Annotated in this window: 11 protein-coding genes; 8 read left to right on the forward strand and 3 right to left on the reverse strand. The window is 38.7% G+C overall.

Annotated elements, in window-relative coordinates:
- Window positions 1–69 precede the first annotated feature (69 nt).
- The 3 genes from BM143_RS04420 to BM143_RS04430 are packed head-to-tail and all read left to right on the forward strand — an operon-like array spanning window position 70 to window position 4,197.
- Window positions 70–297 (forward strand): hypothetical protein, encoded by a 228-nt coding sequence (locus BM143_RS04420; protein WP_090023317.1) that lies wholly within the window; start codon window positions 70–72, stop codon window positions 295–297.
- 31 nt (window positions 298–328) lie between these two features.
- On the forward strand, window positions 329–2,869 hold the full coding sequence (locus tag BM143_RS04425) for a YfhO family protein (RefSeq protein ID WP_090023319.1): 2,541 nt from the start codon (window positions 329–331) through the stop codon (window positions 2,867–2,869).
- Window positions 2,870–2,895: 26 nt separating this feature from the next.
- On the forward strand, window positions 2,896–4,197 hold the full coding sequence (locus BM143_RS04430; protein WP_090023321.1) for a glycosyltransferase family protein: 1,302 nt from the start codon (window positions 2,896–2,898) through the stop codon (window positions 4,195–4,197).
- 155 nt (window positions 4,198–4,352) lie between these two features.
- Here BM143_RS04430 and BM143_RS04435 read toward each other — a convergent pair whose 3' ends face one another.
- Window positions 4,353–4,997 carry a hypothetical protein gene (locus tag BM143_RS04435; protein WP_090023323.1) on the reverse strand — a complete coding sequence of 215 codons (645 nt, stop codon included), beginning with the start codon at window positions 4,995–4,997 and terminating at the stop codon, window positions 4,353–4,355.
- A gap of 119 nt (window positions 4,998–5,116) precedes the next feature.
- On the opposite strand from BM143_RS04435, the gene BM143_RS04440 reads away from it, so the two are divergent.
- Window positions 5,117–6,091, forward strand: coding sequence for a YpdA family putative bacillithiol disulfide reductase (locus BM143_RS04440; RefSeq protein ID WP_090023325.1), 975 nt, complete (start codon window positions 5,117–5,119; stop codon window positions 6,089–6,091).
- Window positions 6,092–6,517: 426 nt separating this feature from the next.
- Here the strand turns inward: BM143_RS04440 and BM143_RS04445 are convergent, their stop codons facing one another.
- Window positions 6,518–7,687 (reverse strand): MFS transporter, encoded by a 1,170-nt coding sequence (locus tag BM143_RS04445; protein ID WP_090023883.1) that lies wholly within the window; start codon window positions 7,685–7,687, stop codon window positions 6,518–6,520.
- A gap of 314 nt (window positions 7,688–8,001) precedes the next feature.
- Between BM143_RS04445 and BM143_RS04450 the strand changes: the two genes are divergently transcribed.
- A complete protein-coding gene (locus tag BM143_RS04450) occupies window positions 8,002–8,880 on the forward strand; it encodes an AraC family transcriptional regulator (protein WP_090023327.1) in 879 nt (292 codons plus the stop codon).
- Window positions 8,881–8,968: 88 nt separating this feature from the next.
- Window positions 8,969–10,909 (forward strand): oleate hydratase, encoded by a 1,941-nt coding sequence (locus BM143_RS04455; RefSeq protein ID WP_090023330.1) that lies wholly within the window; start codon window positions 8,969–8,971, stop codon window positions 10,907–10,909.
- Window positions 10,910–11,372: 463 nt separating this feature from the next.
- Here BM143_RS04455 and BM143_RS04460 read toward each other — a convergent pair whose 3' ends face one another.
- Window positions 11,373–13,046, reverse strand: a complete 1,674-nt coding sequence (locus BM143_RS04460) for a glutamine--tRNA ligase/YqeY domain fusion protein (RefSeq protein WP_090023332.1) — start codon at window positions 13,044–13,046, stop codon at window positions 11,373–11,375.
- Between the two features lie 157 nt (window positions 13,047–13,203).
- Here BM143_RS04460 and BM143_RS04465 point away from each other — a divergent pair, with 157 nt between their 5' ends.
- Complete coding sequence (locus BM143_RS04465; protein ID WP_090023333.1) at window positions 13,204–14,334, forward strand: alpha/beta hydrolase; 1,131 nt, start codon at window positions 13,204–13,206, stop codon at window positions 14,332–14,334.
- Window positions 14,335–14,794: 460 nt separating this feature from the next.
- On the forward strand, window positions 14,795–14,959 hold the full coding sequence (locus BM143_RS23895; protein WP_167375211.1) for a hypothetical protein: 165 nt from the start codon (window positions 14,795–14,797) through the stop codon (window positions 14,957–14,959).
- The last annotated feature ends 8 nt before the right edge of the window (window positions 14,960–14,967 follow it).

The raw sequence follows: 14,967 nt of genomic DNA on the forward strand, positions 1-14,967 counted from the left end.
GATTATTTTATACCCTTGAATTTTAAACTTTAAGCTTTAAACCATACACTTGAATTTAAATTAGAAATTATGAAGTACATTCTTGAGTTAGTACTCTCAGCCATCGTTATTTTCTTTGTCTGGAATATCCTGAGAAGGGTGTTCTATAAATCTTTTTACAGTTATAGGTTTAATAACAATAAGGATAACAAACAGCAGCAGGATCTCAACAACTCGAATAAGAATAAACAGAACCTCAACTGGGATGCAGAAACAGTTGACTATGAAGAGGTAAAAGAAAGTAAAGATAAAAGGTAAATATTCCAAGAAATAAAAGATAATAACCAGCATGGCTAAAAATAAAAACTTAATTTATATTGCAATTTCACTCGTTGTATTTATAGTTTTAGCATTTTTATACTCCACCCCTGTTTTTTCAGGAAAACAGCTTTTTCAGCATGATATCGTACAGTACAGAGGAGGTGCAAAAGAACTCCTCGACTACAGAGCCGATACCGGAAACGAAACCTACTGGAGTGATTCCATGTTTGGCGGAATGCCCACCTATCAGATGGGAAGCCAGTTCAAAGGGGACATCATCAAAAAGATCGACAGCAACCTGAACTTCCTGCCAAGACCGGTCAATTATCTTTTCCTCCTTTTTGCAGGATTTTTCTTCCTTGGAATGGTAGCCGTCAGAAACTGGAAATACGCTTTACTGGGCGCCACTTTCTTTGGTTTATCCACCTATTTTTATATCATTATTGCGGCAGGGCACAACGGTAAGGTCAATACCATCGAGTATTTCGCACCGCTTCTTGCCGGAATCATATTGGTTTATATCCGGAAACAGTATATCTGGGGATTCATTGCAACTACCCTGTTTATGGGGCTTCAGATTGCAGCCAACCACCCGCAGATGACGTATTATCTCTTCCTGGCCTTAGGATTTTTATTCCTGTCCGAGCTGGTAAGAGCAATCCAGAAAAAAATTCCGATGAAGCATTTTCTGATTTCATCCGGAATTATCGCGGCCTCATGTGCAATAGGTGTCGGGATGAACTCTCAAAGGATTATGGCCAATTCCGAGTACATCAAAGAAACGGTACGTGGAAAACAGATCCTTACCAATGACAGCCATACCTCAGGAGAAACAGGACTGGATAAAACCAGTATTCTGATGTGGAGCTACGGAAAACTGGAAACTCTGAATCTTTTCATTCCAAGATTGATGGGTGGCGGAAGCCAGGAACCTGAAGCTAAGGAAATGATGAATAGAGTTCAGGAACTTATCCAGGAAAATGTAGGTTCACAGGCTGAAATGGACAGAATTTCAAAAGGATTCAACGGGGTTACCTATTGGGGAGATCAGCCGGGAACTTCAGGACCTGCCTATCAGGGAGCCGTCGTATGTTTCCTTGCTTTATTAGGATTCTTCTTTGCATGGAAAAAGTACCGCTACTGGATCCTCGGAGCCTCCATTCTGACTGTTCTTCTGGCATGGGGAAGCAACTTTATGCCGCTGTCTGATTTCTTTATAGACTATGTTCCTTTTTACAGCAAATTCAGAGCACCATCTTCTATCTTAGTTGTTGTGGAATTATTATTCCCTCTGATTGCGATTATCGGGATCTACAGGTTCTTTACCGATGAAAAATTAACGGAGGAATACAAAAAGAAAATCCTTATCTATGTAAGCGGAGGAACTTTAGGGTTTCTTCTGATTCTTCTTCTTTTTGGAAAATCACTGCTTGGTTTTTATACAGACGGTGAGAAGACCTATTTCCCTCCTTTCCTTTTGGATTATCTATCTGAAGAGCGATTCAAATTATTCAGAATTGATGCGATAAAAGCATTGCTATATGTAGCTATAACGGCCGCAGTCCTTTTCATGACCATGAAGAAGAAACTGAGCCAGAATATCGCCTTGATCATCATCGGAGCGGTGAGTTTGTTCGATCTTTGGACGGTCAACAAGCGTTATCTGAATGATGAAAATTATGTAGACAAAGTATTCGCTGAAAATCCTTTCCAGACAGAAAGTTCAGATCTTCTGGCCGAAAAAGTTCAGGGAAATCCGAATTTAGAATCGATCGTGGCCAATGTGAACGTTAATAAAACGCTCGAAACCATTGCCGAAAGAGATAAAACACACTACAGAGTTTTCAATAATATTTTAGGAACATTCAGCGAGACGAATACGTCTTATTTCAAATCTTCAATCGGAGGCTATCATGCCGTAAAACTGAGAAGATATGATGACGTGATCAATGAATATTTCCAGGTTATGGACTCTGTGAAAGTACCGAATATCCTTAACCTTCTTAATGCAAAATACTGGGTAATGGGCGGTCCGGACAAGCCTCAGGCCATGCCGAATGCTAAAGCCAACGGAAATGCATGGTTTGTAAGCGATCTTAAATTCGTAAACACGCCGGACGAAGAAATCAAGTCTATCGGAGTAATCGACAGTAAGAAAACAGCTGTGATGGCAGCAGAAGATAAAGCCTATTTCACTGGGAAAACAGTGCAGGCAGATTCTACAGCGTTTATCAATTTAACGAAATATCAGCCGAACGAACTGGAATTCAAATCTCAGTCGAAAACCCCTCAGCTGGCTGTATTCTCTGAGATCTATTATCCTCATGGCTGGAAAATGTTTGTAGACGAAAAAGAAGTTCCTTACATCAAGGCTGATTATCTTTTGCGTGCGGTACACGTTCCTGCAGGAACTCACAACATCAGAATGGTCTTTGAACCGGAAGTGATAGAAAAAGGTAAATGGCTGTCGCTGCTATGCTTCGGACTGTTTATCGCATTAAGTGCCTTCGGGATCTTCTGGACGAATAAGAATAAGAAAAAAGAACAGCTCGTTGAGAAAACTGTTTAACGTTTAAAAGTTATTGTTCAAGGTTAATGGAACAAAAAAAAATACTGATTATCACCTATTACTGGCCTCCTGCGGGAGGTCCTGGTGTTCAAAGATGGCTGAAGTTTGCAAAATATCTGCCAGAATCCGGCTGGAGTCCGGTGATCTATACTCCCGAAAATCCAAGTTATCCCCTACTCGATGAAAGTCTTTTAAAAGATGTTCCGCAAAATATAGAGATTGTAAAAACCAAAATCTGGGAACCTTATCAGCTGGCTGAAAAGCTAAACAAAAGCAATAAAAAGTTCAAAGCCGGTCAGTTTGATGTAGGTAAAAACCAAAGCTGGAAATCCAGGCTTTCGATCTGGGTGAGAGGAAATTTCTTCATTCCGGATGCCAGAGTTTTTTGGGTAAAGCCTTCCATTAAATTCCTGGAACAGTATTTAAAAGAAAATAAAATAGATGTGGTCGTGACTTCCGGGCCGCCCCACTCTCTTCACATGATCGGTCTTGGCCTGAAAAAGAAATTCCCGGATCTGAAATGGATCGCCGACTTCCGTGATCCATGGACAGAGATTTCCTATTACAAACATTTAAAACTTACCAAAAGTTCCGATAATAAACACCGTCAGCTTGAAAGTGCCGTTTTTAAAACTGCAGACATCACTTTGGCGACAAGCTATACCGATGCTGAAAATTTCAGAAAAGCAGGAGCCAATGCCATTTGTATCACGAATGGTTTTGATGAAAGTGACGCTTCTTCTTCACCTATTGAAACAGCGAACGGACCCAATAGTCAATCTTTCACATTAAGCTATATCGGAGTTCTTGAGCAGTTAAGAAATCCTGAAAATCTCTGGAAAGTTCTTGATGAGTTAATCACGGAAAATAAAGACTTTGCAGACCACTTTACCCTGAAATTTGCAGGAAGGGTTGATGATAAAATCCTTCAGTCTATAGAAAATTCAAGCCTGAAAAACCACATCCTGAATTTGGGTTATATTTCCCATGACAAAGCTGTGGAAGAGATGGCAAACTCCAATCTGTTACTGATCACCAATTTCCCGAATGAGTCTTCCAAAGGAATTATTCCCGGGAAAATTTTTGAATACCTAGCGACTGGAAAACAGATTATTTCTTTCGGTCCGGATGAAGCGGATGTTTCCAGAATACTGGAAGAAACTGCCTCAGGAAAACACTTCAGCTATGAAGATTCTAAAGCGGTTAAAGATTTTATCCTTGGGAAATATGAGCTTTGGAAAAAAGGAGATCTGCTTGAAAACACTCAGAATATAGAGCAGTTCTCAAGAAGAAATCTGACTAAAAAGCTTACTGAGATTTTGGATTAATCTGGAACAAAATAAGAACAAAAAATATAATAGATGCTTCGACTCCGCTCAGCATGACACTTAGTAAACTTTACGTTACATATTAGAGATGTCATGCTGAGCGAAGTCGAAGCATTCTTATTATAACCTAGCGTTATTTAATGATAATTAATTCACTAAATCGTCCACTGGTCATTCACAACAGCCACCAGATACTGCTTACCCTGAAATTCTTCAAAGACAAAACGGATGGTTTTCCAATCCATTTCACCGTTCTTTTCAGTGCCTTTTATATAGTTTTCGGTGAAGTCTTTACCGGGATATATTTCCTTTAAATTATTAAGTGAATTTCCGCCAGCCTGAAATTTGTTTAATGAATATTGTGATCCTGTGAAATCTTTGGAGAAAACCCATTTCGTCAGATAATCATTGATGCTGGCTTTATACGGATCTCCTGAACCGTCCTGAGCACCCCATGTAAATAAGGTCTTTGTCGGCTGGAATTTCTCGAAATCTTCTTTGGAAAAATGTTGGTCTTCTTTAGGATTTACAAATCCATACATTGAAAAACTGATTCCTTTTTCTGGATGAATAAAGGAGGCAAAGGTTTTATAATCTTTATTTTTTAAAGCCTGAATAATCAAATCATTAGCTGCTTTTACAGCTGCTTCATCCGTTTTTTTCTGCTGTGCCGTGTTTTCAATATTCTTTTCCTTAGCCAGAGCCATAGAATCTACCACATTGGGAACAGGTTTTTCCGGGGTTTTCTTACAGGCCGTCAACAGAGTTAACGCAAATATTGGAATAATAAGGTTTTTCATCTTTTCAATTTTTTTAATTCATAAGAAACACCAAAACTGGTGCCAATACAATAGCCTTCATAGATAAGTTCTGTTGTCTATTTTTCGCTTCATATCGTGGTTTTAAGTAAATTTGTTCTATGGAAATTTTAGATATCCTCATTATCGGAGGCGGCCCCATCGGTCTTAACTGTGCCCTTGAAGCCCAGAAAAATAATTTAACCCATCTGATCATAGAAAAAGGAACTATCGTCAATTCCTTATACAACTATCCTTTATACATGCGTTTTTTCTCCACTGCTGAAAAACTGGAGATCGACGGTATTCCATTTATTTCTACAGCACCAAAACCAGGTCGTCAGGAAGCTTTGGAATACTATCAGGGAATTGCGAGACAGAGGGAAGTCAATATCAATCTCTATGAAAAAGTTCTGAAAGTTTCCAAAAACGGGGATATTTTTGACATTGAAACCTCAAAAGCTGCTTACAAAGCAAAAAATGTCGTTATTTCCACAGGATTTTATGATATTCCGAATCTGATGAATATTCCCGGAGAAGACCTTCCAAAAGTGAAACATTATTATACAGAACCTTATCCATACGCAAAACAGAAAGTGGTTGTGGTAGGATCAAGCAATTCCGCGGTAGATGCTGCTTTGGAAACATATAGAAAAGGAGCTGATGTAACGATGATTATTCGTCATTCTGAAATTTCACAAAGCGTCAAATATTGGGTAAAACCTGATATCGAAAACAGGATTGCAGAAGGAAGTATCAAAGCTCATTTTAATTCTGAAATAGCAGAGATCACTGAAAACACCGTCATTTTTAAAGATGAAAACGGAAAAACCAATGAAATTGACAATGATTTTGTCCTGGCACTGACCGGATATCTTCCTGATTTTGATTTCCTCAAAAACTCCGGCATAGAACTGCAAGGTGACTGTCTAAATCCACTCTATCATACGGAAACCATGGAAACCAATGTCCCGAATCTATATCTGGCAGGGGTTGTTTGTGGAGGAAAGGATACCCATCTTTGGTTTATTGAGAACTCGCGTATTCATGCGGAGATGATTGTGAGGAATGTTGTAAAGAAAGAACCAAGAGCCTAGAGACAAGAACCAAGATTTTATGTTTTAGATATCAGATTTTAGACATCAGATTTCAGACATTTTTGTTATACCATTCAATTTAGTAAATCGAAGAATATTACCCCTCAAATATATACAGTTAGCCTAGCTGAAAATCTTTGATTTTTTTTGCGCCTTACATATTCGAATAGCTTAAAGACCTTGTCCAAAAAAAGTTGAAATCGCAAAGGCGCAAAGATATTTGATTATATTATGTTGTTAAGGCGCAAAGATTTTATCTCCGATGAAATTGATTGGGGATAGATACTCGATGAAGTTAGATCTTAGATGTCAGATATGAGTAAACAACAATCAGATATGGTATAGTTGTCTACAGCCCTTTACAACCTCCATCTTCAGACTTCCCTCTTCCATCCTAAAACTCCAAAAATCTCAAACGCTCAAACCCTAAGACTCTCCCACCCTCTTCTTCAACATCCACGGGATTACAAAATAGAACCCAAGTGCAATGCCTATTGCCAGCACACCGGTTGCTATCCATAGTGTATTGAAGCCTAGCTTATCTGCAGTCATCGTTCCTACATAAGGCGTAATGATAAAGGCTATAGCAACGGATATTCCATTCATTCCCATGTATGCTCCTTTGTTGTTTTCACCGGAGCGTAAGGCGGTTATCGTAGACATAAACGGCAGAGTCCAAATCTCCCCGATACACAGCAATGTCATAGAAACAATAAGAGTAAGGATGGAATAATCAAATGCTAACATGGCATACGAAAGACCACACAATACAGTTCCAATAAGCAGCGTAAAGGCCAGACTGAAATACTTCTCCGCGATCTGTACAAAGCCCATTTCAAGCAGCACAATAAGGAACCCGCTATAACCAAGAATATACCCGATATTCTGTTGGCTTAAATGCGCCGTATCTTTATAGAAAATAGTCAGTGTACTGAATAACTGAAAGAAACAGATGGCAAAAAGCATACAGAAGAAACTGTAAAGCATGAATTTTCCGTCGCGGTATGGGGAATTTTCTTTCTTTATAGCAATGGCTTCTTTTGCTTTTTTCGGTTTTAATGAAGCTTCTTTGTTCCGTTTTCCGAAGAAGCGGATATACATTAAACCAGCCAGCAAGGCGGCCAACGCGTTACTGAAAAATAAAAATTCATAAGAAATGGCAGATAATATTCCTCCCAGCGCCGGGCCTATGGAAAATCCAAGGTTGACAGCCATCCGGTTGAGGGAGAAAGCTCTGGTGATATTTTCAGGTTTAGCATATTTAGTGATTGCCACAGAGTTCGCAGGACGAAAAGTTTCGCTGACAATACTTTGAATCAAAATAATAGCAGCCAGCCCCACTTCTGTTTTAAAAAGCGGAATCAGACAGAACAGAGGCACACTCAGAAGCAGACTTAAACTCTGCACGCGGTATTCACCGATTTTATCAGTAATCAAACCTCCAAGCCATGAGCCCAATACAGAGCCTATCCCGAAAAAGCTCAGAATAATTCCTGAATTTTCTATACTGAAATGGAGATGACCCGTCATGTACACTCCTAAAAAAGGAAGTACCATAGAACCCGCGCGATTGATGAGCATGACCAGCGCCAACATCCAGCTCTCTTCTGAGAGTCCTTTGAAAGAACCCGTATATACGCTAATTAATTTCACAATATTATTTTTTGGGGAGAAAACCTAGTAAGATGCAAATTTAGGTAAATTGGTTCGGAAAGCCCTTTAAAAGGTACTTTTTTTATCAATCACCTCAATAGAGGCAAGAATATACCAGGTTGGGATAAAATCAGCAAATATTCCACGGCGACCTTACAATCAACTTTTATAATTTTCGTAAATTGCAGTAACAATGGGATTTTTGACCTTAAAATTCCAAAATTTAAAGTAAAATTTTAATCAAACCAATACACAAAATGATAACCTACGAGAATTTACATGATACGCTATCGTTTTACAGTATTGACTGCCGGCAATCTTATTATATCTCTTCCGGAAATCCTATTTTCAATTTTCCCGAGACACCTTTTCGCATGGATTATTATGCTTTGTGCATTTGTACGGCCGGAGAAATAAGCATTGAAATCGATAGCCGGAAATATCATGTGGATGCCCATAGCTTTCTGGTTGCAGCTCCATCTACCATTGTCAAGTTTTTGGAGACCAGCGAAGATTTTAAAATGAAACTCCTCTTTTTTGACAAAAACTTTCTGATTAAAAATATTTCCAATCCTTTTATCATTGAAAAAATGAATCTGTTTTCGAACGGTTCCTACAGCATTGTCAAGACGAATGAGAAAAACTCAGCACTGTTGCAGAACCTTTTGGATTATCTGAAGAAAAAATCCAGAAAGCAGGGAAAATTTACCGAAGAAATTGTCCGTACCATTATTTTCAATCTGCTTCTGGAAACAGCGGATATTATGGAAACGGAAAATGACAGCCGTGTTGAAAAAGAAGAAGGCAAAAAAGATATTTTTCTAAAGTTCAGTCAACTGATCCGGGAAAATATACGGAAGGACCGGACGGTTCAGTTCTATGCCGATCAGCTTTTCGTTTCCAGCAAATACCTTATCGAGGTCATTAAAAAGGCAAGTGGCAAAACACCTCATCAGGTCATCGACGAAGCCCTATTGAAGGAAGCTTACGTGATGCTGGGCAGCCCTGAAATCACGATTTCGGAGATTGCTTTTGAGTTGCAGTTTAATTCCGCATCAGCCTTTGGTCGCTTTTTCAAAAAACAGACGTCCATCTCTCCTTCCGAGTACAGAAACCGGGAAAATATTCAGTCGTAAGAATTTGGGGATAGTAATTCTGACATTAGGGATATATCCTGCATGATGAATAGAGGTACCTTTATACTGTTAATTAAAACAATACATAATGAGTACGATCAATTCAAAATTCGACCACGTTTTAAATGCTTCTGAGCAGTTCGGAAAAGTAAATCATGAACCGGATTCCAGTAAAGAAGTTCAGATTAACACTCCTGAAAAGACAATGCCTTTTTCAGACCAAATCGGAAACTATCAGCGTAATAAAGGAATTCCCTTAAAATCCTATGAGAACAGTAAAATTTATATTGTAGGAAGTGGTATCGCAGGAATGTCTGCCGCTTACTATTTCATCCGTGACGGCCGTGTTCCGGGAAAAAATGTTATTTTCCTTGACCAGCTTAATGTTGAAGGAGGTTCACTGGACGGTGCCGGAAATGCAAAAGACGGCTACATCATCAGAGGCGGACGTGAAATGGATATGACCTATGAAAACTTATGGGACATGTTTCAGGATATTCCTGCCCTTGAACTTCCCGCGCCATACAGTGTTTTGGACGAATACCGTCTGATTAATGATAATGACCCGAATTATTCCAAAGCGAGACTGATCCACAATCAGGGAGAGATCCAGGATTTCAGTAAATTCGGACTTGAGAAAAAAGATCAGCTGGCCATCGTGAAACTTTTATTAAAGAAAAAAGAGGAGCTTGATGACCTTACGATTGAAGATTATTTTGCAGAATCATTCCTTAACAGTAATTTCTGGTTTTTCTGGCGCTCTATGTTCGCTTTTGAAAACTGGCACAGTTTATTGGAGTTGAAACTTTATATGCACAGATTCCTTCACGCTATCGACGGAATGAAAGACTTCTCCTGTCTGGTATTCCCGAAATACAATCAGTTTGACACTTACGTTACACCTTTAAAAAACTTCCTTGTTGAAAAAGGAGTGCAGATCCAGTTTAATACTTTGGTTAAAGATCTCGATATTCATATCAATACGGAAGGAAAAAAAGTGGAAGGCATCATCACGGAACAGGATGGTAAAGAAGTGAAAATCCCTGTCGGAAAAGAAGATTACGTGATTGTTACCACAGGATCTATGACCGAAAGTACATTCTATGGCGATAATAATACTGCCCCTGAAATCACACTGGATAACAGCAGTGCAGGACAAGGCCCGGGATGGATGCTCTGGAAAAACCTGGCAGCCAAATCAGAAGTCTTCGGAAAACCAGAAAAATTCTGCAGCCACATTGAAAAATCTTCATGGGAATCTGCTACCCTGACATGCCGACCATCTGCTTTCACGGAAAAATTGAAAGAATTATGTGTAAACGATCCCTATTCCGGAAGAACAGCTACCGGAGGAATCATTACCATAACGGATTCAAACTGGGTGATGAGTTTTACATGTAACAGACAGCCACACTTCCCTACTCAGCCTGATGATATTCTTGTGGTATGGGTATATTCCCTTCTGATGGACAAAGAAGGAAACTACATCAAAAAGACAATGCCGGAATGTACCGGAAATGAAATCCTTGCAGAGCTGTGCTATCATTTGGGAATCACAGATCAGCTGGATAATGTGGTGGAAAATACGATTGTCCGTATTTCATTTATGCCGTATATCACTTCTATGTTTATGCCAAGAGCTCAGGGCGACCGTCCGAGAGTCGTGCCAGAAGGCTGTACCAATTTAGGATTGGTGGGACAGTTTGTAGAAACGAATAACGACGTTGTCTTCACCATGGAAAGCTCTGTAAGAACGGCAAGAATTGCAGTGTACCATCTTCTTAACCTTAATAAGCAGGTTCCGGATATCAACCCGCTGCAATATGACATCAGACATTTATTAAAAGCTACTCAAGCCCTGAATGACTACAAACCATTCATCGGCGAAGGTCTTTTAAGAAAAGTATTGAAAGGAAGCTACTTTGAGCATATCCTTGTAGACCGTCCGGAAGAAAAAGAAGAACATGAATCTTTTATTATGGAACAATTCGGCAAATTTCAGGACTGGATCAAAGGAGTGAAAGGATAAGAGGCTGGAAGTTGGGAGAGGGAGGCTGGAAGTTAGTATCGCACATTAATTTCGATAGTTGCCGATCAATTCCAAAATAAAGGGAAGGAAATGATTTTAAAATTTCACGCAGATTATGCAGATTTTTACCTTTGTTCATCTGCGGAAGTAAAATTTAAACCATTAAGATTTCTGTTAAGCTTTTAAGAATATTAAGTTTGAGCTTCGCTTTAAGACCTACAGCTTAAAAAATCATTTGATTTTTTCTTAACTAATCTTACAGCCTTCATTGATCTTAATGTTTAAAAAAGCATGAATTAACATCTGCTCTATCAGCTCAATCTGCGCGAGTAAATTATTTTTCTTAAGCTCACAAGTTTTGTAATTCTAGTCACTCCAAAATTTGATCAAACAGTATTCAACAGTTAAAACAAAAAAGCAGGACTTTTTCAAGTCCTGCTTTTATATTGATTATAGTAAAAGATTATTCCGGTTTGAAAGAATCTTTCAACGTTACTGTACGGTTAAATACTAAATTAGAATCTGTAGAATCCTGGTCTTTTGTAAAGTACCCGATTCTCTGGAACTGAAGTGGCTCTCCTACGGCTACATCTTTTAAGCTTGGTTCAGCAAATCCTTTAATTGTAGTTACAGATTCAGGATTGATGAAATTAAGGAAATCCACATCCTTTTCAGCATCCGGCTGCTCTACGGTAAAGAGTTTGTCATAAATTCTCACATCTACCGGAATGGCATGAGTAGCAGATACCCAGTGAAGTGTACCTTTTACTTTTCTCAAACTTTCTTCCGTTCCGCTTCCTGACTTGCTCTTTTCATCATAACTAGCGTAGATCGTAGTGATCTCACCGTTTTCATCCTTCTCAACTCTTTCCGCTTTGATGATGTATGCTGATTTCAAACGAACTTCTCCGCCTAATTTCAGTCTGAAGAACTTATTATTTGCCTCTTCCTTAAAGTCTTCTCTTTCGATGTATAATTCTCTGGAGAAAGGAACTTCTCTTGTCCCTGCATTTTCCTGTTCAGGATTGTTTTCAGTTTCAAGCCATTCTTCCTTGCCTTCAGGATAGTTTTCAATCACCAGTTTTACCGGATCTACCACTGCCATTACACGTTTCGCCACCTTGTTCAGGTCTTCACGAACGCAGAAATCAAGCAATTGGATCTCGATCAGGTTTTCTCTTTTCGCAACCCCTACTTTTTCAATGAAGTTTTTAATGGATGTCGGCGTGAATCCTTTTCTTCTCATTCCTGAGATCGTAGGCATTCTCGGATCGTCCCAACCTGTTACGGCATTTTCAGCAACCAATCTCTGTAATTTTCTTTTAGACGTGATCATATAAGAGACATTCATTCTTGCAAATTCTCTCTGCTTCGGTGCTACTTTAGATTCGTCGTATACCTGCTCCAGATACCAGTTATAAAGTGGTCTGTGGTTTTCAAATTCCAATGAACATAGTGAGTGCGACACTTGCTCCAGATAATCGGATTCACCATGTGCCCAGTCGTACATAGGATAAATTTTCCATGCTGTACCGGTTCTGTGGTGAGGTCTTTTCAGGATTCTGTACATCACAGGGTCACGTAAGTTCATATTGGGGGAAACCATATCGATCTGTGCACGAAGAGACATGGCGCCTTCTTCAAATTCTCCGTTTTTCATTCTTTCGAACAGATCAAGGGATTCTTCTACCGGACGGTTTCTGAACGGCGACTCAATTCCCGGTTCTGCCGGATTCTTTCTCTGCTCAGTGATTACCTCAGACGGCTGCTCATCTACATAAGCTTTTCCCTCTTTGATCATCTGTACGGCCCATTCGTAAAGCTGCTGGAAGTAGTCGGATGCATATAGCTCTTTGTCCCATTTGAAACCTAACCATTCAACATCTTTCTTGATAGAATCTACGAATTCCTGTTCTTCTTTTTCAGGGTTCGTATCGTCGAAACGAAGGTTTACGGGAGCGTTGTACTTTTCACCCAGCCCAAAGTTGATGCAGATGGCTTTCGTATGACCAATATGCAGGTATCCATTAGGTTCAGGGGGAAAACGGAAACGGATCTGGTCTTTTTTCAGACCGTTTGCCATATCATCTTCAATAATTTGCTCAATAAAATTGAGTGATTTTTTTTCTTCTTCCATTATTAAATTAGCTTTTATTGTATGCAAAAAAAGTTTTACAAAGTTAAGGAAAATTTAGGGCTTACGAAAATGATAATTTAAAAGCAAAACTGATGATAATTCAATATTTTTCATTAATTTAGTTAAAACTAAAGACCGTTTGTAAAAATTACTGAATATGGCTGTTTATATCCTAAGCAATCGTAAGATCGTCCGTCATAAGGGCGAAAAAGTAGACTCATTTTCCAATGATGAATACTCTATTCCCAATTTCAGGATTGCAAAATGTGATTTTGATACCTATAAAGAGCCTACGGCAGCAGCCAAAAAGAAGAAAGACTACACCAACAGGAATATTTTAAACTACAAATTATTCTCTGAGCCTGAAAAACATGGCTATCAGGACGTCCTGGAAGTTTTACAGAACGAAAAAGGCATTAAAAAATCTGCGCTTACAGCCAATAACCTCGGCGGAACCCAGCGAATGTTCTATGAACTCTATAAGAATATGTCGTCTACAAAAGACCGGAGCGATGTTTTGATCTTCATCCATGGCTATGCCTATGATTTTGATGATGAATTAAAAGCCATGATTGATCTTAAAAAACTTTTCATCGATAATCCTGCATCACCGGTTGAGCATATCCTGTTAGTAAGCTGGCCTGCTTCAAGCAGCATTGTTCCCCTGACTTATTTTGACGATAAAGCATCAAGCATCAATTCAGGATCTTCACTGATGAGACTTTTCTATTTTTACACTCAGTTTTTAAAAGATATTTTTTCAAATCGCGATCTGGCTCCCTGTAATCAGAGGATACATCTGATGGCCCATTCCATGGGAAACAGGGTGCTTCAAAGTATGTTGTATAGCTTAAAAAAGGAAAATATTCTCCGCGTCATCGACCAGGTACTTCTTCTGAATGCGGATGTCACCTATAAAGTGTTCGAAGATTCGGAAGACTCATTCAATAAACTGCCACTACTCGCCAATCGTGTTTCTATCTATTTAAACAGGAAAGATACGATACTGGGAATTTCACAGTTCACTAAAAATATTCTGACGCCGAGACTGGGTAAAAACGGACCGGGCGACATTGAAAAATTCAAAGATATTGTTTCCATCATCGACTGTACTTTCGTGGAAGACGATGTGCTGAACAGCTTTAAATATGAAGTGGGAAATCACTGGGGATACCTTTCCAGCTCCATGGTACAGAAGGATATTTACCAGAATCTATACGGTGTAGACCGGAACTTAATCACCGGAAGATCAAAGGATAACGAAAATACATTCACAATTATTTCTTAACAGTATATTAAAAAACAGACCATGAGATGAATCATATGTTAAACTTTAAACTTGTGTTTAAATTGGCACAAAGATTGTAAATTTTCATTAAACAGAGAAATAAAAATTTCATCATGAAAAGAATAAAAAGCAAGTTTTCTTATTTATTGAATTATATTAAGAAAGCAATTTTCGTAAAAGACGTGATTTAATTGACAAACATTAACCCTTAAAAAAACAAAAACTATTCGACCATAATACTACTTTTACCCTGTCTTCGTATGCCTTATGACTTCCATTTACCCATATGGAAGCAAGATTTTACTTTTTACATACAATTGATAATTCCTCTGTAAAGAAAAATGATTTCACAGGATCAACAAGTCCCCGGAAGGTGAATTTAGTTAATTAAAGTTAAATTTTTGCATAATAAAAAAAAGAAATTGACATTTACTTTACCAAATAAATTAAAATCTTTATTATGAAAAAACTAAGCGACAACATGAGAAAACTGAAAAAGGGGGAATTAAGAACTATTAAAGGAGGAATAGCTCCAATAGGATGCAACAGCTGGGATCCGAGAAAAAGATGCTGCAGGGCTTGGGATGATGAACACATCAACAATCCGGTATGCCCTGAGCTTTAATTAACTTT

It is taken from the genome of Chryseobacterium oleae, from assembly GCF_900115055.1.
Lineage (GTDB): Bacteria > Bacteroidota > Bacteroidia > Flavobacteriales > Weeksellaceae > Chryseobacterium > Chryseobacterium oleae.

What these genes read in the sequence shown, in the direction of transcription:
- BM143_RS04465 (WP_090023333.1), top strand. Translation starts at nt 13,204, where the DNA reads ATGGCTGTTTATATCCTAAGCAATCGTAAGATCGTCCGTCATAAGGGC.
- BM143_RS04450 (WP_090023327.1), top strand. Translation starts at nt 8,002, where the DNA reads ATGATAACCTACGAGAATTTACATGATACGCTATCGTTTTACAGTATT.
- BM143_RS04455 (WP_090023330.1), top strand. Translation starts at nt 8,969, where the DNA reads ATGAGTACGATCAATTCAAAATTCGACCACGTTTTAAATGCTTCTGAG.
- BM143_RS04440 (WP_090023325.1), top strand. Translation starts at nt 5,117, where the DNA reads ATGGAAATTTTAGATATCCTCATTATCGGAGGCGGCCCCATCGGTCTT.
- BM143_RS04425 (WP_090023319.1), top strand. Translation starts at nt 329, where the DNA reads ATGGCTAAAAATAAAAACTTAATTTATATTGCAATTTCACTCGTTGTA.
- BM143_RS04430 (WP_090023321.1), top strand. Translation starts at nt 2,896, where the DNA reads ATGGAACAAAAAAAAATACTGATTATCACCTATTACTGGCCTCCTGCG.
- BM143_RS04435 (WP_090023323.1), bottom strand. Translation starts at nt 4,997, where the DNA reads ATGAAAAACCTTATTATTCCAATATTTGCGTTAACTCTGTTGACGGCC.
- BM143_RS23895 (WP_167375211.1), top strand. Translation starts at nt 14,795, where the DNA reads ATGAAAAAACTAAGCGACAACATGAGAAAACTGAAAAAGGGGGAATTA.
- BM143_RS04460 (WP_090023332.1), bottom strand. Translation starts at nt 13,046, where the DNA reads ATGGAAGAAGAAAAAAAATCACTCAATTTTATTGAGCAAATTATTGAA.
- BM143_RS04420 (WP_090023317.1), top strand. Translation starts at nt 70, where the DNA reads ATGAAGTACATTCTTGAGTTAGTACTCTCAGCCATCGTTATTTTCTTT.
- BM143_RS04445 (WP_090023883.1), bottom strand. Translation starts at nt 7,687, where the DNA reads ATGTTGGCGCTGGTCATGCTCATCAATCGCGCGGGTTCTATGGTACTT.